Origin of the sequence: Streptomyces sp. NBC_01190, assembly GCF_045039895.1 — a bacterium.
Taxonomy (GTDB): Bacteria; Actinomycetota; Actinomycetes; order Streptomycetales; family Streptomycetaceae; genus Actinacidiphila.
Genome location: NZ_CP108580.1, coordinates 33,745 through 56,092, shown reverse-complemented (window position 1 = coordinate 56,092; position 22,348 = coordinate 33,745). Strand labels below are relative to the sequence as shown.

Sequence of the window (22,348 nt, the reverse complement as noted above, 5' to 3'; positions counted from 1 at the left end):
GGGAGCGGTCAGAGGCTGCTGCGATGTCGTGGGCCCATTCGGCGCGCCCGCGACTTGACCGGGACGGCATGAGTCAACATGAGCACCTGCAGCATCTCTCGTCCCGGCGATGAAAGGTTCGTCATGGCCCTGGGAACCGTGGTGATCGTCGGCGTCGGCCCTGGCATGGGTATCGCGCTCGCGCGCACGTTCGCCGAGGCCGGGCACCCGGTCGCGATGCTCGCCCGCGACAAGGCGAAGCTGGACGGCTATGCCGCCGACCTCGCCTCCACCGGTCAGGAAGTGCGGGGCTACGCCGCGGATGCCGCGGATCCTGAGAGTCTGCGCGCCGCCATCCGTGCGGCGATCAGCGAGTTGGGCGCTCCCGACGTCCTCGTGTACAACGCCGGGGTAGTCCGCAGGGACTCACCCATCGGCGGCGACGACCAGGACTGGGCGCATGTCACAGCCATCAACGTCCTGGGCGCGAGGGTCGCGGCCAACGCGGTCCTGCCCGAACTGCGCGACGGTCGCGGCAGTCTGCTGTTCACCGGAGGCGGCAAGGCGATGACCCCCGCGGAGGGCCGCGCGTCCCTGTCGGTGGGTAAAGCCGCACTGCGCATGTACGTGCACGCGCTGTTCGACGAGCTGGCCGGGACGGGGGTGCACGCGGCCGGCGTCAGAATCAGCCAGGCGATCGGCACCGGCGAGGAGCGCTTCGACCCGACCGTGCTCGCGCGGGCATACCTCGAACTCCACCACCAGCCGGAGAGCGAATGGCAGCACGAACTGGTACGCGACTGACCCCTCCGCCACAAAGTCCTTTCTCCGCGTCGGGCTCCATCTGGGCGGGTGCCGATGGACAGGTCGGGCCCCCCACGGTCCATGTCACTGCGGCCGACCGCGGCGGCGCTCGTCGAATCCGACGCTGCCTCAGCACGCCGCCGGTCAAATTCCTCGACTCAAAGTAATGTCGCTCATGTCGTGAATAGAGTCTTATGAGGTGTTCGAAGGGAGCTGGCCGTGGGCGGTACGGAGGTGGGCGCGCGTCGTCCTCCGGAAGGGTTCACCGAGCAGCGGACGAGCGTCGACGGCGTGACGATCAACTACGTGCGCGGTGGCGAGGGCCCCACGGTGGTGCTGCTGCACGGGTACCCCCAGACGTGGTACGCGTGGCGCGAGGTGATGCCCGAGCTCGCGCGGCGTTACACGGTGGTGGCACCGGACATGCGCGGCGCCGGCGACAGCGATGCCCCGGCCGGCGGGTACGACAAGAAGACCCTCGCGGGCGATGTGCACGGGCTGCTCGCACAGCTCGGGCTCGACCGGTCCGTCCGCGTCGTCGGACACGACATCGGCGCGATGGTGGGGTACACGTACGCGGCGCAGCAGCCCGACCGTGTGGAACGGCTCGTGTTCTGCGAGGCGGTGATCCCAGACGAGGGCATCTACCGGATGCCGGTGCTGACCCCCGAGGGCCCCGGCCACTGGAACTTCGGCCTGTTCCAGGTACCCGACTTCCCCGAAACCCTGGTGAAGGGCCGGGAGCTGGGATGGGTGCGCGGCTATATCCTCCCGCAGGCCAGGCGTCCCGACGCGATCGACGAGCGGAGCCTGGAGGAGTACGCCCGCTGTCTGGCGGACGACGAGCACCTCAAGGCGAGCTTCGGCTACTTCCGTGCCCTGGTCCACGACATGGCGGACATGGCCGAGTACGCGAAAAACCGGATCCCGATGCCGGTGCTGGCCATCGGCGCTTCGGACAGCCTGGGCGACTCGGTCGGGGCGCAGCTCACCCGGTACGCGGAGAACGTACACGTCGTCGTGATCGACGACGCGGGTCACTACCTGTTCGACGAGCAGCCCCAGGAGCTGACCCGGCACCTGCTCACGTTCCTGGGCTGACGGCCCGTCAGCACGGCGTGGCATGGCGGGCGAGGTGAGGCGCAGTCGCGCTTCCAGAACCGTACGGGCGAGGTCGCGGCGCGCACGGCAGCCGCCGCGCCCACTCGCCGGCCCGCACGGTACGGGCAGCGGTCACATGGTGCCGAGCCTCGGCCGTTCCGGACCGCGCTGACGATGAGGTCGGTGACCACTCCGGTTCGCGTCGCGGCGGCCTGTCCCGCAGCAGGCCCTGGTCCCGTACGCCGACGGCTCGGCCGGAGCTGTCTGGCGACGCCGGCCGGGCTGCGCTCCCGGGGCCGGACCGTAGGCTGATGGGCCGGGGCAGATCGAGGCGAGGAGAGCGCGATGTGGTTCAAGGCCGCACTGACAGTCGTCCTGGCGCTGTGGCGTCGCCGCAATCGCAAGCGCGCGGGCAGAGGGGCGTGACAGGATCCCCGGGCCCACTGAAGCTTCCCGAGTCTTTACCCGGTGCTGTTCGGCGACCAATCCGGCAACCAACCCGTCAACGGGGGGACGCAACGCAAGATGCAACGCGGATTCTGTGTTCCACCCCTGACCTGCCAGAACGCTCCTTCCGGCGGGAACCGGGCGTGCGCTACACCCTTGCGTTACGCCGTGGGTCGGATGCCTGGTGCTGCTCTCAAGAGTTCCCCCGGGGCGATCACGTCCGATGATCGTCGGCCGCCAGGGGGCAGGTGGGACACTGTTCGAATGGATGCGGTCAGCAGGAACAACGTGCAGGTCGCCGGTCGGCCTGACGGTCCGGTGGTAGTGCTGGCGCACGGCTTCGGCTGTGACCAGAACATGTGGCGGCTGGTGCTGCCGGCGCTGACCGAGCGGTTCCGGGTGGTGCTGTTCGACTACGTCGGCTCCGGACGAGCTGACGCCGCGGCCTGGGATCCGGAGCGGTACGCGTCGCTGAACGGCTACGCCGACGACGTCCTGGACGTCTGCGCGGAGCTTGATCTGACCGACGTGACCTTCGTGGGGCACTCGGTGTCCGCGATGGTCGGGGTGCTGGCCGCGGCCCGGCAGCCGAGCCGGTTCGCCAGGCTGGTGATGGTCGCCCCCTCCCCCTGTTACATCGACGACCCGGCTGCCGGCTACACCGGCGGGTTCAGTGCCGGCGACATCGATGAGCTGCTGGAGTCGCTGGATTCCAACTACCTGGGCTGGTCGGCGGCGATGGCCCCGGCGATCATGGGCAACCCGGACCGCCCCGAGCTGGGGGAGGAGCTGACCAACAGCTTCTGCGCCACCGACCCGGCCATGGCCGCGGTCTTCGCCCGCACCACGTTCCTGTCCGATTCCCGCAGCGAGTTGGCGTCCGTCGCGGTGCCGACGCTGGTCCTGGAGTGCGCGCAGGACGTGATCGCCCCGAGGGAGGTCGGCGCGTACGTGCACGCCGCCATACCCGGCAGCCGGCTGGTCACCCTGGACGCCACCGGGCACTGCCCGCAGCTGAGTGCACCCGAGGCGACCGCGCAGGCCATCGTGGAGTTCGCCGGCGCCGCCGCATGATGTGCGAGACCACCGACGGCGAGCCTGACCAGAGCACGGACACCGGTGGCACCGGAGCGGGCGCGGACACGGGGGGTGAGGACGTGGACGGAGCAGAACTGGCGCAGTTCTCGGCCCTGCTGGAGGACAGCACCGAGGACCTGTACGACAACGCGCCGTGCGGGTACCTGTCGACGCTGATGGACGGCCGGATCGCCAAGGTCAACACCACCCTGCTGGACTGGCTCGGGTTCGCCCGCACCGAGCTGGTGGGCCGCAAGCGCTTCTCGGACCTGCTCACCGTCGGCGGGAGGCTGTATCACGAGACGCACTTCGCGCCGCTGCTGGCGATGCGGGGGCAGGTCTCCGGGATCGCGTTGGAGCTCAAGGGCGCCGATGGTGCGCGGCTGCCGGTGCTGGTCACCTCGCAGGTCAAGACGGGCAGCGACGGGCAGCCGCTGCTGATCCGCACCACGGTCTTCGACGCCCGCGACCGCCGGGCGTATGAGAACGAGCTGCTGCGCGCCCGGAAGGAAGCCGAACGGGCCCACGCTGAGGCCGAAGCCGCTCGCCAGGTCGCCGAAATGGAGCGAGTCCGCCTGCGCCAGGTCGTCGCGGTCCTGCAGAGCAGCCTGCTGCCGCCGTCGCTGCCGCAGGTGCCGGGCGTCCAGGCTGCGGCGTACTACCACCCCGCCTCGGTCGATGATCTCGGCGGTGACTTCTACGACCTGTTCGCACTCGGCGCCGACCGCTGGGCGTTCTTCCTCGGCGACGTCTGCGGAAAGGGCCCTGAGGCCGCGGCGGTGACCTCGCTGATCCGCTTCACCCTGCACGCCGCGCTCCTGCACGCCCCCGACCCGGTCGCGGCACTGACCCTGCTCAACACGATGCTGCACGAGCGCTACACCGGCGACGACCCCCGCTACTGCACCGTCATCGCAGGCACCCTCACCCCCCGCGACGGCGACTTCGACATCACTGTGGCGGCCGGCGGACACCCGCCGGCGATGCTGCTGCGCGCCAACGGGACCGCCGAACAGGTCCGCACCCCCGGCGGCATGCTCGTCGGCATCATGCCCACTCCCCGCTTCACCACCGCCGCCACCACCCTCGCGGCCGGCGACACGCTGCTGCTCTACACCGACGGCCTCACCGAGGCCCGCACCAGGCAAGGTCCCCGCTACAGCGAGGACGACCTGCACATCTTCACGCAGACGCTGGCCCCGGCCGGCGCCGGGCAGACCATCACCGCCCTGACCGCCCTGCTGGAAAGCTTCGGCGACGGCCTGGAAGACGACACCGCCCTGCTCGCCCTGGGCATCCCCGCCGCCGGCGCAGACAGCGACGTCGCATGATGACCGCACTGACTCTCACCACCTACGACACCCCGACGGGGCCAGTCCTGGTGGTGGGAGGAGACCTCGACCACGAAAGCACCGACCAGTTCCGTGCCGCGGTCGATGCGGCAGCCCTTCGACCGAGCCACACCCTGACCGTCGACCTGGCAGCCCTGACCTTCTGTGACTCCAGCGGCATCACCGCACTGATCGCCGCCCGCAACCACACCCGCGGCCTGGGCGCGGACATCACCCTGACCGCCGTCCCGGCCGCCACCGCGCGGATTATCCGGGTGCTCGGCCTGGACCAGATCTTCGTCCTCCCGCCGGCGCCGGACGAGGACAAGGATCGCCCCTGAGCACAGGCACCGCCCCAAGGTCTCAAATGCGGCGAATCGTGTGGTATCTATCCCGCTATGGTCTGGCCGCTTCCGGAACCGATGCCCGCCGCAGCAGTGGACAGCCCGCACCTGCCCGCCGGGTACGCCGCCGAGCCCAAGTGGGACGGCTACCGGGCGCTGCTGGCGAAGTACGCCGACGGTCGGGTGCTGATCCGGTCCCTCCACGGAACGGACATGGCCTCGGCGTCCCCCGAGATCACCGCGGCGGCCGCACGGCTACCCGAGGATGTGGCCCTCGATGGGGAGCTGGGACGGCAGCAGGCTGGCCTTCGAACGCCTGCGGGGCCGGCTCAACCGTAGGACTGCGGCAGCGGCTCGCCTGGCCGAGCAGCGGCCCGCCCACTTCGTGGTCTTCGATCTGCTGCGCCGTGGCGCGGACGAAGATCTGTCCGGTCGGTCCTACGCCGCTCGCCGCACTGCCCTCGAACACCTCTTCGCGGAAGACAGCTTCGGGTCGCAGTTCGCGCTGTGAGGCTGTGGTCGGCGTGGTCAGCGGCTCCCTCGCTTCTCCGACGACGATCCTGCTCGGCCGGATGGACGTGGCCGGCGCCCTGCAGTACACCGGCCGGACCTCCGTCCTGGCCCGTGACGCCCGCCGGGCGCTCGCCGCCCAGCCGACCGCTGCGCCGGCCGGGCACCCGTGGACCGGGTGGACGTTCTCAGCCGGGTGGGGCACCAAGGACGTGCTGCGAGTGGAACTGGCCGAGCCTCTGCTGGTCGCGGAGGTCGCCGCAGACGTATCCCTGGACCCGGCGGGCCGGTGGCGTCATCCGGTGCGGTGGCTGCGCGTGCGCAACGATGTGGCCCCGAGCGATGTGCCATCGTTCGGTTCGGGCAACGATCCCGCCGCAGGCTGAGCAGTCACCGGTCGGCGACGTAGTCCGACCAGCGTCCGCAATTATGTCCAGATCCGGGCCGCCCGGTACGGGCCGGCGGCGGTTTTCGCGATGAGCCCTTCGACGCCCTGCTGGCGGAGTGTCTCGTACCAGGCGCGCGCGTCCTGGGGGTCGTCGGTGGCCGGCACCGGCTGGGAACAGCGTCCTGTTCTCCACACACATCACCGCCGATCTGGACCGCATCGGCGACTACGTGACGCTGATCCACCGAGGCCGCATCGTCCGGTCCGGCCCCAAAGACGAGATCCTGGAGGCATACCGGACGGTGCGGGGCGGCCCGGACGATCTGAGCGGCCTTGTCGGCGTCGAACTGATCGGCGCCAGGCGGACCTCGACCGGGACGGAAGCTCTCGTCCGCGCCGAGGAAGCCGACCTCCTCGGCGGGGGCGTCCTCATCGAGGCGCCCACCCTTGAGGAGATCGCGATCCATATCGGATCCTCGTCAACGAATCAGTCGGGAAAACCGAATGGCCGACGCGGGGTGATCGCATGACTGCCATTGCCCGCATGGCTGTGCTGCACATGCGTACCGTCGCGCCGTACCGGACTCAGGGCCTGCTGGTGTTCGGCCTGCTGATGCTGGTGCTCGCCCGCAACCCTGATCATGTTGTACCGGCGCTCGCGGTGCTGCTGGCTCCGTTGATCGCCGTCCACCCGTTCGTAGTCGCCGACAAGGCGGGCCTGGAGACGCTGTACGCGGTTCTGCCCGTGCCTCGCCGTACGGTCCTTCTCGGGAACTACGCCTGGGCCCTGGCGAGCTTCCTCGCTACCGTCACCGTGGGTACGGCTCTGGCCGCTATCCTCGCGCGGGCCGAGGACATGCCGCTCGAAGGCCGCGAGCTGGTCACGATGCTGGCGCTGTCCTGGTTACTGTTCGCCGTCAACATCGCGATCCAGTTCCCCCTGCTGATCAGATTCGGTTACGCCCGCGTCAGTGTCCTGAGCACCACCATGCCACTGGCGCTGGTCATGGTGGCCGTCGTCCGGCTCCACCTGTCCATTGCCTCCATCCAGACCTGGCTGCCGCTTTTCTGGTTGGCCGGTCCGGTCGCCATAGTGACGTCTGCGGCCCTGGCGGTGCATGTGCCAAAACCTCGGACGTAGGCCGTTCTGCTCGGATCATCTGACCGTAGGTACGGCCGCCGAGGGCTGGCCACAGGGCGGCGTGCTTGAACCGCTCCGGGTCCGGTGGAGACTCTGAACCGTTCCGGGTTCGATGGAGGCTCGATTCAGCGGCTTTTTATGGGCTGCTGGTTGCTGTCTTTGGGGGTGAGAGTTCGGGTGTTGGGTGCTGTCGTGGGTGCGTTATCTGATGGGAGGTGATGCTGTCTCAGGTCCGCGACCACCGCTGTCCGGTGCCACTACGTTGCCCCGTTGCTCGTAAATGAGCGGCTTGAGGATGTTCATCGACCGGCGGCGGGCGGTGTGCCGCCGGGCGGTGCGAAGTTCACCGACGACCGCTGGCAGCGACGCCGTCCCCCGCGGCCCGCTCAGCCGAGGCTGATCGCGTCGAGCTTGGCCCTGAGGTAGGCGGAGGAGTCCACCGGGTTGTGGGTGACCCGGCCGACCGGGGCCGGCAGCGGGGCCACCGTGGTGTGCGGGTCGCACTCGTAGAAGTACACCAGGGACATCAGGTCCTCCGACGGGGCGTCCGCCGGCGGAGGGAGCACCCGGTGCCGCCCGGAGCGCCACCGGTCACCGGTCCAGCGGGCCATCAGGTCACCGATGTTGACGGTCAGCGCGTCCGGGTCGTACGGCGCGTCCTCCCAGCCCGTGCCGCCGTCCGCCGGGTCGACGTACACCTGCAGGCCGCCCCTGCCCTGCTGGCGGTCCAGCAGGGTCACGGTGCCGAAGTCGGTGTGCGGGCCGATGCGGTACTGGCCGGGCAGGGGCTCGCCGACCACCCCGGTGCCCGGGTACCAGTTCACGTTGAGGGTGTAGGTGGGGTGCGCGGTGTGCCGGGTGAAGAAGTCCGCCGGCTGCCCCAGCGCGGCCGCCATCAGCCGTAGCACCTCGTCGGCGACCGAGCGCATGGCCGTCAGGTAGCCTTCGACCACGGTGCGCAGCACCGGGACCTCGTCCTCGGGCCACACGTTCGGCTGGAACCAGAAGGCGTCGGTCTCCGGGACGCCCGTCGGCCGGTCCGCACCGACCGTCCAGGACTCCTTGAGATCCGGGGGCGTGCGGGTGCCCTCCGCGTAGCCGTTGGCCTCCGCGCCCCGCCCGAGCCAGCCCCGGCCGCCGACCCGGACGGCGTACCGCTGCTTGACCGCGTCGGGCAGGGCGAAGAACAGCCGGGCGGCCCGCCGTACCTCCGCGCGGCTCTCCCGGCTCACGCCGTGCCCGGTGATCAGCAGGAAACCGGCATGGGTCAGGGCGGTGTCCACGGCGGCCGCTGTCGCGGCCCGCGCGTCACCGTCCCCGGACAGCCAGGGAGTGAGATCGATGACGGGGATGCGGATCGCGTCCGGCACGGGAGTCCTTTCGTCCTGCGGTGCGCTGCCGGGGTCCTGGCGGTGCGCCCGGACCGGGAGGTGTGATGACGGGCGCCGCTCGCCTGGCGACGGCCGCTGCCCGCCTACTCGCCGATGTCCTCGAACCACACGTCAGGGCGCCGTGCGATGAAGTCCCGCATGAGCGCGACACACCCGGGGTCGTCCAGCAGGGTCACCCGGACCCCGAGGTCGGCCAGCCACGTGTGGCCGCCCTGGAAGGTCCGCGCCTCGCCGATCACCACGTGCCCGATGCCGAACTGCCGGATCAGTCCGGAGCAGTACCAGCACGGCGACAGCGTGGTCACCATGGTGGTCCGGCCGTAGCCCCGGATCCGCCCCGCGGCGCGGAAGGCCGAGGTCTCACCGTGCGCGGACGGATCGCCGTCCTGCACCCGGCGGTTGTTGCCCCGCCCGAGCACCTCGCCGTCCGGTCCGAACAGGGCCGCGCCGATCGGGATCCCGCCCTCGGCGAGCCCTGCGCGCGCCTCTTCCACCGCCACGGCCAGCAGGGTCGCCGGCTCCGCGGTCGCCGCGTCAGTCATGCCTCCACTGTCCGGTCGGCGGCCCCCGGCCGCAATGTACGGAAAGCACGTATCTGGCGTGCGCCGCACGGACACGGTGTCGCCGCTCCCGGCCCGGCGCGACCCCGGTGACCTGGACGCGAAACGCCGCCGCAACCTGGGGACCGTACGCTCCGCAGCGCCGCCGCGGCGCGCCCGCCGGGGCGGCCGCGGCCCACCGGTCCGGGAGGTGCGATGGTCCTCACCCTGAGGGAGATCCTGACGTTCGACGTGCTCGGGAAGGCCCATGCCGAAGTGCTGGCCGGCCGGGACGCGCTGGACCGCCGGGTCCGGTGGGTGCACTCCAGCGAGATCTACGAGATCGGGCCGCTGCTGGCCGGCGGCGAACTGCTGCTGACCACCGGCCTGGGCCTGGCGGGCGCCGACGCCGGGGCCTGCCGGCACTACGTCAGGGAACTGGACGAGCGGGGGGTGGCCGGCGTCGCGGTCGAACTGGGCCGCTCGCTGCCCGACATGCCCTGGGCCATCGTGGACGAGAGCCGTCGCCGGGGTCTGCCGCTGGTGGCACTGCGGCAGGTGGTGCCCTTCATCCAGATCACCGAGGCGGTCAACACCGCGATCGTCACCCAGACCCTCACCGAACAGCCGCACCGCTCGGGCGCCGAGGCCCTGCTCGCCGACCTGGAGGGCGGCACCGCGCTCAGCCAGCACGAGGTGACCGTCCGGCTGCGCGCGCTGGGCTTTCGTCCCGAGCGCACCCACCGGCTGATCGGTGTCGCCGCCCACGCGGCGGGCCCCGCGACCGCGGCGGCCCTGCTGGAGCGGGCCGCCGCCCTGCTGGGTGCCCCGCTGCTCCACTCGGGGTCGGCCGGCGGCGCGCTGCTGGCCGTGCCGGGCGCGCCCGCCGACGATCCGGTGCGCACCGCGCGGGCCGCCGTGGCCGGGGCCGCCGCGGCCGGATCCGACGCCGACGGACTGACCTTCGCGCTCGGGCCCGCTGTACGGGCGGACGCCGGCTGGCGCCGCTGGGGGGAGACGCTGCGCGAGGCCCGCGCCACGCTGCAGCTGGCGCTGACCGTGCCGCTGCCGGAGGGTGGCCGGGCCACCGAGCGGTGCGGGGCGCTGGTGACGACCTACCGGGCCCTGGCCCTGGAACGCCAGCTCGCGGGGGACGGCCTCACCGTCGGCACCCGCGAGCGGCTGGCCGGCCTGGTCGAGCGGGCGCTCGGCCCGCTGCTGGCGTGGGAGGCCGCCCACCCCAGCGATCTCGTGCACACCCTGGAGGTCCATCTGCGCAGCGGATGCAGCCCAACGCGGACCGCGGCCCTGCTGCACGTGGGACGCCAGTCCCTCTACCAACGACTGGACCGTATCGAGTCGCTGCTGGGCATGCCGGTGGCCGACCCGGAGTGCCACGGTGAGCTGCTGCTCGCCGCCTGCGCGCACCGGCTGCTGCGCGCCGCGGACTGACCGCGGACCGGCCGCGGTCGGGCCGCGGCCCGCTCCCGGCCCATCCGCGGAACCGGTCCCGGGCCGCTGGGCCCGGGACCGGAGGGAGCCCCGCTCAGACGGGCTCGGAGACGGTCGGCACTGCCGAACTGACCGGACCCAGGCCCGGCACCCGCTGGAGCGCCAGGTACAGCAGCCCGGCGACGACGAAGCCCGCCGCGAACGCGATGTCACCAAACTGCGGCCAGTGCCTGGGCACCAGGCCGGTGAAGTCCGTCTGGTTCGAGAACAGCAGCACCCCCGCCGCGGTGCCGATGGCCATGGCGATCGGGCCCGCCCAGTTGCGGTAGGTCGGGTCCTCCAGCAGCGCGGCGGTCTCGCTGTCGGGGCGGTTGCGCCGCAGGTACATGTCGAGGATGACGATCGCCAGCCAAGGGCCGATCCAGTACGTGATGACCAGCAGGAAGTTCTCGTACCGCTCGCCGGAGTCGTGCAGGCCCGTCCACGCCACGATGGTGCCGGCGACGCCGAAGACCAGGGCGACCGTCGCGCGTCGCACCGCCGGCGGCAGCTTGATGCCCATGGCCACGAAGGACAGCGCGCCCGAGTAGATGTTGAGGGCGTTGGCGGCGATGCCGCCCACCGCGATGGCCAGCAGGGTCAGCTTGCCCAGCCACTCCGGCAGCGGGTGGACGAAGGCGTCGGTGAGCGTGGCGCCCTTGGGGGCGACCAGGGTCGCCGACGCCGCGCCCACGATCTCCAGCAGCACGCAGGAGGTGAACACCGCGAGCCCCGGCCACAGCGCGACCTTCCACCGGGCGGTCGCCCGCGGCAGGTAGCGGGTGTAGTCCGAGCCGTACGGGGTCCAGCCGGCCGTGTAGCCGAAGGCCGCGCCCGTCGTCAGCAGGAAGGCGCCGGTGAAGGCGTGCGAACCGTCCGCGGCGGACGGGTGCGCCTTGGTCAGCATGACCACCGAGGTGATGAGGAAGATCACCGTCAGCACCGGGAAGGTGTACCGCTCGGCTAAGTGGATGAAGTTGTGCCCGAGGAAGGCCACCGCGATCTGCACGATGGCCACGATGAACAGGCACAGCAGCAGCCGCCAGTGCAGCAGCGTGTTGAGCGCGTAGGCGGCGCTGACGCTGTTGACGGCGAACCAGCCGATGCCCGCGCTCAGCGCGTTGAGGCCGGCCGGCAGGGCGTTGCCGAAGAAGCCGAAGGCGCTGCGGCCGGCCACCATCTGCGGCACGCCGAACCGGGGCCCACGCAGGCCGAGGAAGGCGTGGGCGAGCGCGCCGAGTCCGGTGCCCAGCAGGATCGCCAGCACCGCGGACCAGAAACCGAGGCCGAAGATGCCGACGCCGAGCACGCCGATGAAGACGGTGGCGAACTCCATGTTCGGGCTGGTCCAGGTCCACAGCAGCTGGAGCGGCCGGCCGTGCCGGCCGTCGTCCGGGACCGGCTCGGCGCCGGTGGGCTCCACGGCCAGCACATGGTCGCCGTACGCGACGATCTCGTCGGGCGCGGCCTGCGGAAGGGCGACGGCGGGAGTCGGTGAGCCGTCACCTCCGACGGAGGCGGGGGAGGGGGTGGTGGTCATGGGGACACTATGGGTGGCCCGCACAAGCCGGTAAACGTGCAGGGCGTCGCCACTGGCGGGCCCGGCTACGGACGTTCCGTACGCCCCGACCTGTTTGTGTGGGAGCGCGGTTCGCGAGTTGATGTCCGTTTCCGGGTGAGGCTGCGGGAGGGCGGCTGGTCGTGGTGCTCGGTCGGCTATGGGTTCCGGGTGAAGCTGCCGGTGCTGATCTCGGTGAGGACCTCGAGGTTGACCAGGTGTTTCAGCTTGGCGCGCGTTCCCTCGATGTTCTTCGGCAGCAGTTCGTGGTCGAGGGCTTCGCAGATGTCGCGGGCCGGGAGGGGGCCGGTGGCCTCGTTGAAGACGGCGAGGATACGGGGGTAGTCCGGGTGTTCGGGCAGGTCGGGCGAGGCCGGATGTGCGGGAATCCGGTCCGCGAGGCCGGTGACCGTCTTGCGGGTGATCGCGAGGTGTTTGAGGTGGGTTTCGGCCTCCCGCAGCCGGCTCCGCAGTTCATCGATCCGCCTGCGGATGTCGTCGGTCATGGCCCGGGCGGCGTCCTCCTGGATGCCGAGCGCGTCGAGCAGGAGCTGGACGTTCACGCCGCCGCCTGCGGATCACGCCAGGTGGGAGTGTTCGCGCCGGTGAGCCGGCGGGTCATGACGTGGGTCATCGCCCAGTAGACGCGGGACGCGGACGAGGCCGGGCGGTGCTCGTAGTCGCGGACCAGGCGCCGGTGCAGTTTCAGGATCCCGTAGGTCTGCTCGACCCTCCACCGCTTCGGCTGCGGCACGAACCCCTTGTCCTGCGGGTTGCGTTCGACGATCTCGACATCGATGCCCAGGCCGGCGCCGTGCGCGATGACCTGCTTCTTGAAGCCCTGGTCGGCCAGGGCTTTGCGGACGGTTCCGCCGGTGTGCCCGGCGGCCTGGTCCAGCAGAGCGATGCCCGCTGTGTTGTCGTGGGCGCTCGCGGCGAGGACGATGACGGCGATGACCAGGCCGAGCACGTCCACGGCCAGTCCGCGCTTGCGGCCGGGCACCCGCTTGGCCGGATCGCGACCGGCCGTGACCGCCGGGACCCCGGCGGCGGCGTGGATGCTCTGGGTGTCCAGCACCACCAGGGTCGGGTCCTCTCATCGGCGGTGGTGTTCGCGGACCTGGCAGCGCAGGAGTTCGTGGATGACCTGGTCGGTTCTGTCGTCCCGCCAGGCGGCGAAGTAGTAGTACCGTCGCGCTCTTGGGCGGCAGGTCGTGCGGGAGGTAGCCCACTGGCAGCCGGTCCGGCCCTGGTAAAGGATCGCGTTGACGATCTCCCGCATCAGCTCCCCGTGAGGCCGCCGTCTGTCTGACCGTCAGGGCACCCTCGCGACAGCGGATCTCCCACCGATGACAGCGGGGGCGTCATCAACTTCAGCGCCGTGCAGAGCCGCATGGCGTCCTCTCCCGCCCGGGCCGCCGCCCTCCCCCCTGGACGTCAGCATGGTGTCAGGATCCTCGCCGGAAGATCGTGATCGTTGTGCAGCGCGCCACCTCTGGCTGTCAGTCCAGGTTCTGCCACGCCCAAGAAGAAGCAACGCTCCCGTCAGGTTCCCGTCCGAATAGGAAGCGTTCCTCGCGGTCGACATGCGCGACGGATAGACCGAAGTAGCCCCCCGCGGGGAGGCGTAAAGCCAGGGCGGTGACCCGTTCGTCCGCCCCCGCTTCCTGCAAAGCCTTCACCAGGCGCGCGACGCCGAACGAGTGGGCGAGGAAGCCGCGACCAGCGCGTACCGCCGTGCTCGTATTCTTCGTGATGCGGCCCGTGCTCATGATCGTGGCCGTGCTCATGGGTGTGCCCGCCGGTTTCCATACCCCACCGTGTCAGGCTCACCCGATTGCAGCCATCGCCCTAATACCCGCCCTGAACAGGTGCGATGCCGTCGCAACTAGGCACTGGACGCCGGAACCGCATCCGGTCAACCCTCAGTGGCACCGGACACGCAGATCGCGTTCCGCGAGCCTCTGGCCTGTGCCATCGATCCTTGACCGTTTGCCACAGAAGTTTGACGGGTCAGGCTGCTGTTGATCTAAGGTCGCAGCCCGTGAAACGCCGGTAAGAGGCACGGCAGTGCAAGTAGAAGAGCAGCCGGGGCGGTTGCTCACCCACTTGCGCTGAGAACCATCAGGTAACGGCGGGGAACAGGGCAGTAGCGGCGCGGTGGAATCGCGCGGTGTGCGGACTACCGGCGGGCGTTGAGCCGCTGGTGGGCACGGCGGCCGCGGCGGCCGGGCCGGAGTTCCCGCGGGGCCGCCCGGATCTGGGGTGCGGTCGGCGCCGGGCGGCCGTGCACGTGACAACCGCTGGCGATTCCCGGCGCGAATGTACAAATCTGAGGCGGGCGTGACTGGTGTGACCCGGGCGAGGGGTGCGCTGCGGCCCTTCGCGGCACAACCACCCCTTGGCCGACCCCATGACCACTTGCGCCACCGCCGGCCGGCACCCGCGTTTCTCCTGGACCGGAGCGGTTGCCCGGTCGGCACAGACCGCGGACAGGGGGGCGGCCCGCGCGTGATTCCTCAGAGCACGGGAGGCACGACCGTGCCGAGGCCTCGGGCTCTTCGATCCGGAGGAGACCGGCGAGCATAGCGAGGGAGGGACTCTCCTGCGCGGAGCCGGCCCGCCGGGCGACGCGCCCGCCCATCTCCGACCCGACCCCCTCCGGCCGACCGCGCCACCCCACCGTGCTCTTCCTCCTTTTCACCGGGTCGGGGGTGCGGAGTTCGGAGGGGGTCAGCCTGTACTTAAGCCGGATACGACATCTGACCACGGGAAATACAGAGGTTCCGAATCGTGTGCCGGATGGATGTCCGGGCCCGTGTCCGAAGCGGCGGCCGGACAGGTACGCGGGCGGATGTCCCGCACGTCACCAGAGCCGGTAGCCCGGGGCCATCGAGGGCCAGGAGCGGCAGCTCGCGGCCGCGCCGGCCGACACCCGGCCGGGGCCGACCGGCCGAGCCGCCCGCCCGGCCGCTGCCGAGGGCCACTCGGAGTCGTCCCCTGAAGAGCGTTTCTGGCGGCCCGCCCAACGCACTCACACCGTCGCGGTTTTAGTCGTGCAGTACCTCAGCGGGCCCGTGGAACCGTCACGCAGGCAGACCTCGAGTCGGATAGGAACACCCGACGGGAGAGAGTTCGTATGACCCGTCGTGCACGTGCCCGCCCCGTTCGCGTCCTCGATGGTCGCGTGCAGAGGGAAGCCGCTGCCTCCCCACGACGCCTGTGCCCATACCCGGAGCCCGTCGGCTTGGGCGTCACACGCCTTGAAGGTGTCTTGCGAGAAGTACTGCCCGATCCCTCCCCTCGTTCCGGGGTCCGTGGTCAGGATCTGCCAGCGGAACGTAGGGCCGCTCGCGACGGCGCGGGGCGTCGATGTACTGGCGAAGGCATTGGCAGTGGCGCTGCCAGTACCTGCGACGGTCGCTGTAGCCGCCAGCATGAAGGCGGTTGCGGCCAGTCTGGCCGCAACACGTCGTCGCGTTCGTTTCACGCTCACCTGCATCATGTCCGTCCTTGAGTTGATGGTGGGGTCCCGTGACTGGGGCTCCAGCAGAACCGGGGCCCAAGCCGTCGCCCCGACCGACTCTCGGCTGCCGAGAATTGATCCGCAGGCCCTTTCCACCATCGAATCAATGAGCCCCGGGTTGGACTCCGGCTTCGGCCAGGTCGACGCCGGTCTGCGGACCTGGGTCAATCGGCTGCGCGCCCGGGGCGTGTCCTGGTCAAGGATCGGCGAAGCCCTTGGGGTGACGCGACGGTCTGCCTGGGAGAAGTTCGCCGACCAGGATTGATCCCGGTTTCGCCAATGTCGCCGCCGAACGTGCGGCGGTCCACTACGCCCGCGCAGAGCCTGGGACCGGTTGCCGATCCTCCCTGTAGTTACGACGTCAAGTTGCCTAGCCCTTTGCCAGTAGGGGGTAGGGGCCCCTCGCCTTCTGGTGAGCCTTGAGTCCCCTCCGGGTGAGGGGGCCTTCGTGGGTTCAGGGCCGCCAGGTCATGCAGTGGTCAAACTGCGGACCGGGCAGGACCTGGAAACATGGACCGTGCACCTGTCCGCCCGCCCGTAGGCTCCTGCCTTCGCCGCGCTCACCGCCACGGCCGCGGAGCTCGCCGGGGTGCCGGTAGCGAATCCCCCGGGGCACACCCCCCAGCCTGATGAAAAGGAAAGGGGACAGGATGGGTGGCGCGGTCGGTCGGAGGGGCCGGGCCGGAGACAGGTGTTCGCGTCGCCGACGGGGTCGGCTCCGCGCACGCCGGACAGTTGTGAACCGGATGTTGTCGGTCGATCGTCTTGCGGTTCCTGATCAGATCACTCCGTCACCGGCAGGCACTCGGCGAGCAGGCTGACGATGTCGCGCCAGGCTCGCTTTGCGTGCTGTGGGTGGTAGCCGACGCCGGGCACCACGGGGTGGTCGACCGTCGGGTGGTGGAAGGCGTGCAGGGCGCCGCCGTAGACCGCGAGGCGCCAGTCGACGCCTGCGCTCTGCATCTCGGCGGTGAACGCGTTCCGTTGCGCGGGCGGCATGATCGGGTCTTCCGACCCGACCCCGGCCCATACCGGGCAGCGGATGCGCGCCGTCTCGCCCGGTCGGCCTGTGGTCAGTGCGTTGACTGTGCCGATCGCGCGTAGGTTGACGCGGTCGCGCCCGAGTTCCAGCCCGATGGCGCCTCCGGTGCCGTAGCCGACAGCGGCGATCCGGTCGGGGTCGGTCCGCGCTTCGGCGCGCAATACGTCGAGCGCCGCGTGGCCGATTCCCCGCATCCGGTCGGGGTCGGCGAGCAGCGGCATGCAACGGGCCAGCATCTCCTCGGGGTCGCTCAAGTAGCGCCCGCCGTGGAGGTCGAAGGCCAGCACTACGTATCCCAGTTCGGCGAGAGTATCTGCGCGGCGACGCTCGACGTCGCTGAGCCCTGGGCCTTCTGGTCCGAGCAGCACCGCGGGTCGGCGGTCGACACCGGCCGGGAGCGCGAGGTGCCCGATCATCGTCAGGCCGTCGGCCGGGTATGCGACCGTGCGCGTTGTAATCGTCGTCATGAGGCTGGACCGTAGTGATCGTCGAGTCCGGTCGGGCCGGTGTTCACCGCCGGCAGAACATCGCGGGAGGGCTTCTGAGATGCGGTGATAGCTCACAAGATTCCTCACGAACCCTGTTCCCGCAGCAGCGTGATCGCCTGCCCCGGCCACGGTGCCGGAGGTGGACCTGCCGGCTCTTCCGCCGGGTGACTGGTGCTGCAAGCTTGGGCCGCATCAAACGCGCGCTGGTCGGTCTGGTGTATCTGCGTCGGCACGACCCTCTCGCCCCGCTCGCTGCCGGCTTTGGTATCTCCATCGGCACCGCCCGCGTCTGCGAGTGGTGGCCGTTGTCGACCTGCTCGCTGACAACACCCGCGGCTGGTCTGGGTGCTAGGCCTGCTGCTGTCCCGCCCCGGTGGCCCTCCGAGGGACAGCTGTCGGAACGGGACGGCTCGCCACCAACCCGTCAGTGGTCAACTGTCGGGTGTGGTCGCGGTGGTCAGTAGGCTACGTGTCCGCTGTTGTCCTGGTTGAATGACAGGAAGAAGGATGTGCCGTTCAGTACTCCTGTAGCGGCCAGTCCCCAGGTGCCGCCGGAAATGGTGCGCCAGGCGTTGCAGGCGCCGGTGCTGCGGAAGCAGGTCCGTACGGCAACGGTTTTGTTGGGTTTGACGTTGATGTCGGAGCAGTTGGAGGTTGTGGTGGCGTATCCCGGGCTGGGCCAGTCGTCATAGCCCGTGGTGTAGCTATGAGCACTGCCGAGGCATGACTGGGCGGTTGTTGGAGCCGCACTGGCCTGTTCCCCGGCGGCGACCACGGCCCCCGCCGCCAGCAGACCGGCTGCCAGAAGCGTGGTGGTCCGCGACCGCAATCCGACCGCCAGTGCTGAGTGTGAACGGGACAACATCGTTCTCTCCCTTTCTTGGAGGCGGCTGTTGGCGGCCGCCCTGTTCGTCCGGCTGCCTACATGCCATCGCGCCAAGCCCGTTGCCCGCGATATTTCGGTCGCAAGTGAGCTCAACATGGGACGGCATGCCTGTTGGCCTGCGACGTTGCGCGCCGTCCGGACACCGAGCCGGGAGGGCCGCCCCACCCTGCGGGATACGGGCGGAGTGTGGCGCGTGGTCGCCTACTGATGGCATCGCGCTTTGAATCGTCGTGAGTTGCCCGTGCAATCGACGGGAGCGCCTCAGTGCGTGGCCTGGTGGGTGGCTGCTGCTCGACAGCTGGCGGAGGCGGCGGCAGGATTCGGGGGCGACGACAGTGATTGATATGAGCGAGCGCGAGCACTTCGCCCAGTTCGCCAAACGGACCCGCATGTTCATCGGCCGCACGTCCCTGACGGGCGTGGCGGCTTTCAAAGTGGGTTATGACCAGGCCGCGCGCCGTCACGGCGGGGCCGGCTTGGACGGCTGGCGCGATTGGCTGATGAGAAACTACGAGGTCGGCAGTAACTTCGTCTGGGAAGCCCAGATCCGTCGGGTGGCAATACCTGACCGGGTCGGCGGATGGGATCTCCCGCCGGAGCAGGAAGCACGTGTCCTCAAGGTGCTTTTCGAACTACTGGACAAATTCCTCGCCGAACGCGAGGGTGCCGCCGAGTCCTGATGCCCGCCTCGTTACTGCGGGGCGACGGTGAGGTCGACTCAGATCCATGGCGCTTGGTGCCAGGAGCGTACTTCGCCGACGACCAGTTCGACGGTGCTGTCCACCGGGGGCAGGTCCTGGGCGAGTTGACGTACTCCGGGTTCGCTGCGGCGGCGAATGACGTCCAATGAGGCACCGACCGGTTCGTATCCGTGAATCTTCGCGGTGATGCCCCACAGATGGTGGCCGGTGATCGTGGCTTGGACTCGTTCGCCGGGGTGGAGGTCGCTGAGCGGGCGGACTGATTCGTCGAGCATGGGGTGGGCCTTTCCGGCATCGGGTTCAGGGTGTGTGGAGCTGAGTTCTGTGGGAGGCGTAGGCAGCCCAGGGCTTGGGCCGCGACGGCGGGTGGCATTTTCCTGGACGAGCGCGCGGATCGCGGCGAGTCTGGTGCCCAGCAGGTGGGTACCATTGCTGGCCAGCTGGTTCATCAGGTAGGTCGGGTGGATGTGCTGCACTAGTCGATTGCCGGGAAAGAGCCATGGACTGCTCTGATTGGCCGTGACATTGCGTGGCCCCCGGTTCGTGGCGTGCTCGCGGAGGACGTTCCCGAAAGGCTCAGTGAGCGGAACAGGTCCGTGTGGACCGAGGGCGATGCGCACTTCCTCGCCGGTGATGTCGAGGACGTTCATGGTGAGGGAGGCTATGCGTGTCGGGGGTTGGGCGAACAGGGCCAGGAGCAGGGCCGCCGCGCGGTCGCGGAGGAAGGTCTTAGCGTCGGGGTCGAACAGGGTGCGCAAGAGCTGGAGTCGCTGGCCCTGGGTGACCGTGTCGCGTGGTGTCCGCTGGTGGTAGGGAAGTCGCAGGGGGCAGGGCATGCCGCCGTTTCTGCCGGCCCAGGCGATGAAGGCCCGGCTGCCTTGTCGGCTGGTGTTTCCGGTGGCGATCCAGGTGTCGAGGTGGGCCTGGGTGCAGGTCTGCGGGGTCGTGCCCTGGTCACGACCGGTCGCTATGGCCTCACCGGCCTGTTCCGCAGCGCCCTGGCCAGCCGCATCAACCGCGACATCAACCTGGCTCAGGAGCACTGGCACTACGGTTTCAACGACTTCGACCTCGGGCACGGCGGCGTGCCGCTGCTGCTGGCCATGCTGGATGACTTCACCGAGCATGGTCCCCAAGGCCTGGTCTGGTACCGAGACGGCGGCCACCTGCCGCTGCGCGGTCTGGCAGAGCCTCTGTACGCCCGTGGGGGGTTGGTGGCGCCAGCTAGGGGAGTTGGTCATCGCGGGCCGGCGGGGCGGGCAGGGCGGCACGCAAGGGCCGGGGCCGCTGCTGCCAGCGCATTCCCGGCGCGCCGAATTCCGCGCGCCGCTCCGCGCTTCAGTGGTGCGTCCGGAGCGGCTACGGGGGCGGAATCAGTTCGATCAGGAATTCCTGGTCGGTGGCGCCGGAGCATCGGCCTTGGACGATTTCCGCGCCGGCTTCCGTGCCTTCGTCGCGCAGGCTCAGGCACTGGCCGGTGCTGACGGGGTGAAGGCGGAAGTGCCCAGCAGCGCGAGGGCCGAAGAGGTCGAGGCGGAACTGCTGCGCCTTGTTGTTGTCGGCGCAGTCGTCGCGTGGTTCGAGCAGGTCGCGGCCCGGGCCTGTCGGCAGGAGGGTAAGGCAGCCGATGCCGTACTTCGGGTGGTGCCACTGGATCTGCACGGTGTCCTTGCCCAGCGGTTCGAGGTACACACGGGGCAGGACGGCCTCCGCGCACGGTTGCTGGGCGGCGACCGCGGTTTTGTAGCCGCCGGTGCGATCCCTGCCCTCGGTGAGACAGAACTCCGGCGTTCTGAAGGGGTGGATACGAGCCCAACTGCCCACAGCCAGGATGTGCAACCCGGGTACCGGCAATGCGGATGGGCCGGCCGGTGACTTCGAGGCGCTGAACAGGCTGCTGAGACCGACCGCGCAGACAGCTCCGAGACCGGCGGCGACGACCAGAGCGGTTGCTCGGCGCCGCCGCGAGGGCCGCGCCGGGTGAGGCTCGCCGGAAGCGGGAACCTGGCTGTCGCTGCCGTCAATATCGCTTGCCGGAGGTGGCTGCTCGCCGGCGGCGATGCGCTGGCGGACCGCGAGCCACCGGCGTACGTCCTCCTCACCTAGGCCACAGGCCCGGGTGAAGGTGTCGACGAACCGTTCACGAGGCAGGGTGGCGCGACCGAGGGTGGTCGCGATCGTGCTTGCCGGGAGCGCATCACTGTATGCGGCCGTCTTGCCCTCAAGCTGGCGGTACGTCAGTCCGGACCAACCCCGTAACGCACGCAGAGCCGCGCTGAACTCGGCTGGGCTGTTGGCCTGCTCCGGCCCTGGTGCTTGCGCTGACGGCCCGGCCAAGCCGCCCCCCATCTGGCTCATGACCGCAGCATGGCCCACCAGCAGTGACCGGGCAACCACACAAAAGGTGGCAAACCCCCCATGTACGAACACGTTCGAAACGCGACAGGCACCGTTCCGAACACACTCGAACGACGTTCGCCCTTGCCGACGAAGCACGCCGCGGGCAGCGTCGGCACCGTCCACCACGAGCAACGCTCCCTCCACTGGGGCGCGTGCAGTGATGCAGGGCACCCACGGCGCGTACACACCAGCGCCCCCAGGTAAGAACAGCGCTTCGTCAAAGTGTTGGGCAATGTCAAGATCACGAAAGGGAGACGAATGACAGGGAATCTGATACGCAAGGCGGCTCTAGTTATGTCCGGCACAGCCCTGATGGGCGGCCTCACTGTGGCGCCGTCTTTCGCGGCAACCGCTACTCAGGCCGCACCGGTGACCGCCAAGGCCGCGTCGGCGGAGCAGGGCGCCTCGGCGAGCGCAGCAAACGATGCACCGAACTGGACACCGTCCAACGCCCCCGCCAGCGCCCTCGTCGGCTGCGGTAGCACGCCTACCACGAACGGTTATGGGGGCGCCACCGTAACGACTTCCATCTACCTCAGGACCGGTCCGGGTGTCGGCTGCGACGACATCTACCCCAAGCTCCTCGTGGGCCAACGACTCGGCGGCTGGTGCTGGGCAACAAACACGGCAGGAAACAAGTGGTATTACGTCAGTACCGGAGGCGCGGCGCCGTACGGCTGGATCTACGGGACGAACATCTCGGGGGAGAGCACGATCGAAACGCGGTGCAACGTCTGACGTGGGTTCGGATAGCCCCGTGAGCTGACGCTCAGCCGTTGGAGGGTTGTCCGATTCCTTTAACCGATGGGTCGTCGCGCGTCGCGAGGCACGTATGGCGGTGTACCAGGGCTGGGCCTGCACCCCCGCTGGGGGCCCAGGCCCAGCCCCTGGCCGCGTTCACCAGCGCATGCTGAGCGCGTCGAGGTCGGCTGACATTAAGCGGGTGGGTAGTTGGTGTGGTGGGTGGGGTGTGGTCTGGGGTGTTGATGGTTGGGTGGGAACGGGTGGTGGGGTGGGTTTGGGGGGTTTGGTCTGGGGTTGTTCCAGTTTTTGTGAGGGGTTCGGTGGGTGTTGTAGGGAGCGTCTGGGTCTAATGGTCCGGGCGTTTTTTGCTGCTGGATGGCGTTTTGCCTGGTCGGTGGGTTGAGGGTGGGTGGTGGGGGTGGGTTAGCGGGTAGGGCGTCGTTGCTGTTCGGCGTGGTGG

Annotated in this window: 24 protein-coding genes and 2 pseudogenes; 14 read left to right on the top strand and 12 right to left on the bottom strand. The window is 69.8% G+C overall.

Annotated features, from left to right (window positions below; genetic code table 11):
- Positions 1-123: 123 nt before the first annotated feature.
- From OG519_RS00285 to OG519_RS00255, 7 genes are all read left to right on the top strand, one after another.
- A complete protein-coding gene (locus OG519_RS00285) occupies positions 124-783 on the top strand; it encodes an SDR family oxidoreductase (protein WP_405577193.1) in 660 nt (219 codons plus the stop codon).
- A 219-nt stretch (positions 784-1,002) separates the two neighbouring features.
- Entirely contained in the window at positions 1,003-1,884 is an 882-nt protein-coding gene (locus tag OG519_RS00280; RefSeq protein ID WP_405577191.1) for an alpha/beta fold hydrolase, read from the top strand.
- Between the two features lie 711 nt (positions 1,885-2,595).
- Positions 2,596-3,405, top strand: a complete 810-nt coding sequence (locus OG519_RS00275) for an alpha/beta fold hydrolase (RefSeq protein WP_405577189.1) — start codon at positions 2,596-2,598, stop codon at positions 3,403-3,405.
- The gene (locus OG519_RS00270; protein WP_405577187.1) at positions 3,402-4,739 is read left to right on the top strand and encodes a PP2C family protein-serine/threonine phosphatase; all 1,338 of its coding nucleotides are present in this window, start codon (positions 3,402-3,404) and stop codon (positions 4,737-4,739) included. The genes OG519_RS00275 and OG519_RS00270 overlap by 4 nt, the downstream gene beginning before the upstream one ends.
- The gene (locus OG519_RS00265; RefSeq protein WP_405577185.1) at positions 4,736-5,080 is read left to right on the top strand and encodes an STAS domain-containing protein; all 345 of its coding nucleotides are present in this window, start codon (positions 4,736-4,738) and stop codon (positions 5,078-5,080) included. Before OG519_RS00270 ends, OG519_RS00265 begins: the two co-directional genes overlap by 4 nt.
- 280 nt (positions 5,081-5,360) lie before the next feature.
- Positions 5,361-5,594 (top strand): hypothetical protein, encoded by a 234-nt coding sequence (locus tag OG519_RS00260; protein WP_405577183.1) that lies wholly within the window; start codon positions 5,361-5,363, stop codon positions 5,592-5,594.
- A gap of 13 nt (positions 5,595-5,607) precedes the next feature.
- Positions 5,608-5,979: a hypothetical protein gene (locus tag OG519_RS00255; protein WP_405577182.1), complete on the top strand. Its 372-nt coding sequence runs from the start codon at positions 5,608-5,610 to the stop codon at positions 5,977-5,979.
- A 41-nt stretch (positions 5,980-6,020) separates the two neighbouring features.
- On the opposite strand, the gene OG519_RS00250 is transcribed toward OG519_RS00255, so the two are convergent.
- Positions 6,021-6,146 carry a hypothetical protein gene (locus OG519_RS00250; protein ID WP_405577180.1) on the bottom strand — a complete coding sequence of 42 codons (126 nt, stop codon included), beginning with the start codon at positions 6,144-6,146 and terminating at the stop codon, positions 6,021-6,023.
- 65 nt (positions 6,147-6,211) lie between these two features.
- Between OG519_RS00250 and OG519_RS00245 the strand changes: the two genes are divergently transcribed.
- Entirely contained in the window at positions 6,212-6,511 is a 300-nt protein-coding gene (locus OG519_RS00245) for a hypothetical protein (protein WP_405577178.1), read from the top strand.
- Entirely contained in the window at positions 6,508-7,122 is a 615-nt protein-coding gene (locus OG519_RS00240) for an ABC-2 transporter permease (protein ID WP_405577176.1), read from the top strand. The genes OG519_RS00245 and OG519_RS00240 overlap by 4 nt, the downstream gene beginning before the upstream one ends.
- 386 nt (positions 7,123-7,508) lie before the next feature.
- On the opposite strand, the gene OG519_RS00235 is transcribed toward OG519_RS00240, so the two are convergent.
- Entirely contained in the window at positions 7,509-8,492 is a 984-nt protein-coding gene (locus OG519_RS00235) for an isopenicillin N synthase family dioxygenase (RefSeq protein ID WP_405577174.1), read from the bottom strand.
- 104 nt (positions 8,493-8,596) lie between these two features.
- Entirely contained in the window at positions 8,597-9,055 is a 459-nt protein-coding gene (locus tag OG519_RS00230; protein ID WP_405577172.1) for a nucleoside deaminase, read from the bottom strand.
- A gap of 213 nt (positions 9,056-9,268) precedes the next feature.
- Between OG519_RS00230 and OG519_RS00225 the strand changes: the two genes are divergently transcribed.
- Positions 9,269-10,504 (top strand): PucR family transcriptional regulator, encoded by a 1,236-nt coding sequence (locus tag OG519_RS00225; protein ID WP_405577170.1) that lies wholly within the window; start codon positions 9,269-9,271, stop codon positions 10,502-10,504.
- A 94-nt stretch (positions 10,505-10,598) separates the two neighbouring features.
- Here OG519_RS00225 and OG519_RS00220 read toward each other — a convergent pair whose 3' ends face one another.
- The 5 genes and pseudogenes from OG519_RS00220 to OG519_RS00200 all read right to left on the bottom strand — a co-directional run bounded on the left by OG519_RS00220 (position 10,599) and on the right by OG519_RS00200 (position 13,891).
- The gene (locus OG519_RS00220) at positions 10,599-12,083 is read right to left on the bottom strand and encodes a purine-cytosine permease family protein (RefSeq protein WP_405577168.1); all 1,485 of its coding nucleotides are present in this window, start codon (positions 12,081-12,083) and stop codon (positions 10,599-10,601) included.
- A 176-nt stretch (positions 12,084-12,259) separates the two neighbouring features.
- A complete protein-coding gene (locus OG519_RS00215; protein WP_405577166.1) occupies positions 12,260-12,664 on the bottom strand; it encodes a hypothetical protein in 405 nt (134 codons plus the stop codon).
- A complete protein-coding gene (locus OG519_RS00210; protein ID WP_405577164.1) occupies positions 12,661-13,182 on the bottom strand; it encodes a transposase in 522 nt (173 codons plus the stop codon). Before OG519_RS00210 ends, OG519_RS00215 begins: the two co-directional genes overlap by 4 nt.
- Before the next feature lie 15 nt (positions 13,183-13,197).
- Positions 13,198-13,392 (bottom strand): annotated as a pseudogene (locus OG519_RS00205) (transposase); the annotation flags it as partial.
- A gap of 211 nt (positions 13,393-13,603) precedes the next feature.
- On the bottom strand, positions 13,604-13,891 hold the full coding sequence (locus OG519_RS00200) for a hypothetical protein (RefSeq protein ID WP_405577162.1): 288 nt from the start codon (positions 13,889-13,891) through the stop codon (positions 13,604-13,606).
- A 1,605-nt stretch (positions 13,892-15,496) separates the two neighbouring features.
- Here OG519_RS00200 and OG519_RS00195 point away from each other — a divergent pair.
- A complete protein-coding gene (locus OG519_RS00195) occupies positions 15,497-15,892 on the top strand; it encodes a hypothetical protein (RefSeq protein WP_405577160.1) in 396 nt (131 codons plus the stop codon).
- A 518-nt stretch (positions 15,893-16,410) separates the two neighbouring features.
- On the opposite strand, the gene OG519_RS00190 is transcribed toward OG519_RS00195, so the two are convergent.
- Entirely contained in the window at positions 16,411-17,136 is a 726-nt protein-coding gene (locus OG519_RS00190) for a dienelactone hydrolase family protein (protein ID WP_405577158.1), read from the bottom strand.
- Between the two features lie 184 nt (positions 17,137-17,320).
- Between OG519_RS00190 and OG519_RS00185 the strand changes: the two are divergent.
- Positions 17,321-17,494 (top strand): annotated as a pseudogene (locus OG519_RS00185) (transposase family protein); the annotation flags it as partial.
- A 120-nt stretch (positions 17,495-17,614) separates the two neighbouring features.
- Here OG519_RS00185 and OG519_RS00180 read toward each other — a convergent pair.
- On the bottom strand, positions 17,615-18,022 hold the full coding sequence (locus OG519_RS00180) for a hypothetical protein (RefSeq protein ID WP_405577156.1): 408 nt from the start codon (positions 18,020-18,022) through the stop codon (positions 17,615-17,617).
- Positions 18,023-18,387: 365 nt separating this feature from the next.
- On the opposite strand from OG519_RS00180, the gene OG519_RS00175 reads away from it, so the two are divergent.
- Positions 18,388-18,723, top strand: a complete 336-nt coding sequence (locus OG519_RS00175; protein WP_405577154.1) for a hypothetical protein — start codon at positions 18,388-18,390, stop codon at positions 18,721-18,723.
- A gap of 38 nt (positions 18,724-18,761) precedes the next feature.
- Here the strand turns inward: OG519_RS00175 and OG519_RS00170 are convergent, their stop codons facing one another.
- Positions 18,762-19,871, bottom strand: coding sequence for a hypothetical protein (locus OG519_RS00170; protein ID WP_405577152.1), 1,110 nt, complete (start codon positions 19,869-19,871; stop codon positions 18,762-18,764).
- Positions 19,872-20,103: 232 nt separating this feature from the next.
- Positions 20,104-21,102: a helix-turn-helix domain-containing protein gene (locus tag OG519_RS00165; protein ID WP_405577151.1), complete on the bottom strand. Its 999-nt coding sequence runs from the start codon at positions 21,100-21,102 to the stop codon at positions 20,104-20,106.
- A gap of 336 nt (positions 21,103-21,438) precedes the next feature.
- Between OG519_RS00165 and OG519_RS00160 the strand changes: the two genes are divergently transcribed.
- Positions 21,439-21,882 carry a hypothetical protein gene (locus tag OG519_RS00160; RefSeq protein ID WP_405577149.1) on the top strand — a complete coding sequence of 148 codons (444 nt, stop codon included), beginning with the start codon at positions 21,439-21,441 and terminating at the stop codon, positions 21,880-21,882.
- Positions 21,883-22,348: the final 466 nt, after the last annotated feature.

Coding starts and splice junctions, on each gene's coding strand:
- OG519_RS00285 (WP_405577193.1), top strand. CDS start 124: ATGGCCCTGGGAACCGTGGTGATCGTCGGCGTCGGCCCTGGCATGGGT.
- OG519_RS00275 (WP_405577189.1), top strand. CDS start 2,596: ATGGATGCGGTCAGCAGGAACAACGTGCAGGTCGCCGGTCGGCCTGAC.
- OG519_RS00270 (WP_405577187.1), top strand. CDS start 3,402: ATGATGTGCGAGACCACCGACGGCGAGCCTGACCAGAGCACGGACACC.
- OG519_RS00265 (WP_405577185.1), top strand. CDS start 4,736: ATGATGACCGCACTGACTCTCACCACCTACGACACCCCGACGGGGCCA.
- OG519_RS00260 (WP_405577183.1), top strand. CDS start 5,361: ATGGGGAGCTGGGACGGCAGCAGGCTGGCCTTCGAACGCCTGCGGGGC.
- OG519_RS00240 (WP_405577176.1), top strand. CDS start 6,508: ATGACTGCCATTGCCCGCATGGCTGTGCTGCACATGCGTACCGTCGCG.
- OG519_RS00230 (WP_405577172.1), bottom strand. CDS start 9,055: ATGACTGACGCGGCGACCGCGGAGCCGGCGACCCTGCTGGCCGTGGCG.
- OG519_RS00225 (WP_405577170.1), top strand. CDS start 9,269: ATGGTCCTCACCCTGAGGGAGATCCTGACGTTCGACGTGCTCGGGAAG.
- OG519_RS00220 (WP_405577168.1), bottom strand. CDS start 12,083: ATGACCACCACCCCCTCCCCCGCCTCCGTCGGAGGTGACGGCTCACCG.
- OG519_RS00200 (WP_405577162.1), bottom strand. CDS start 13,891: ATGAGCACGGCCACGATCATGAGCACGGGCCGCATCACGAAGAATACG.
- OG519_RS00190 (WP_405577158.1), bottom strand. CDS start 17,136: ATGACGACGATTACAACGCGCACGGTCGCATACCCGGCCGACGGCCTG.
- OG519_RS00180 (WP_405577156.1), bottom strand. CDS start 18,022: ATGTTGTCCCGTTCACACTCAGCACTGGCGGTCGGATTGCGGTCGCGG.
- OG519_RS00175 (WP_405577154.1), top strand. CDS start 18,388: ATGAGCGAGCGCGAGCACTTCGCCCAGTTCGCCAAACGGACCCGCATG.
- OG519_RS00170 (WP_405577152.1), bottom strand. CDS start 19,871: ATGCTCGGTGAAGTCATCCAGCATGGCCAGCAGCAGCGGCACGCCGCC.
- OG519_RS00165 (WP_405577151.1), bottom strand. CDS start 21,102: ATGAGCCAGATGGGGGGCGGCTTGGCCGGGCCGTCAGCGCAAGCACCA.
- OG519_RS00160 (WP_405577149.1), top strand. CDS start 21,439: ATGTCCGGCACAGCCCTGATGGGCGGCCTCACTGTGGCGCCGTCTTTC.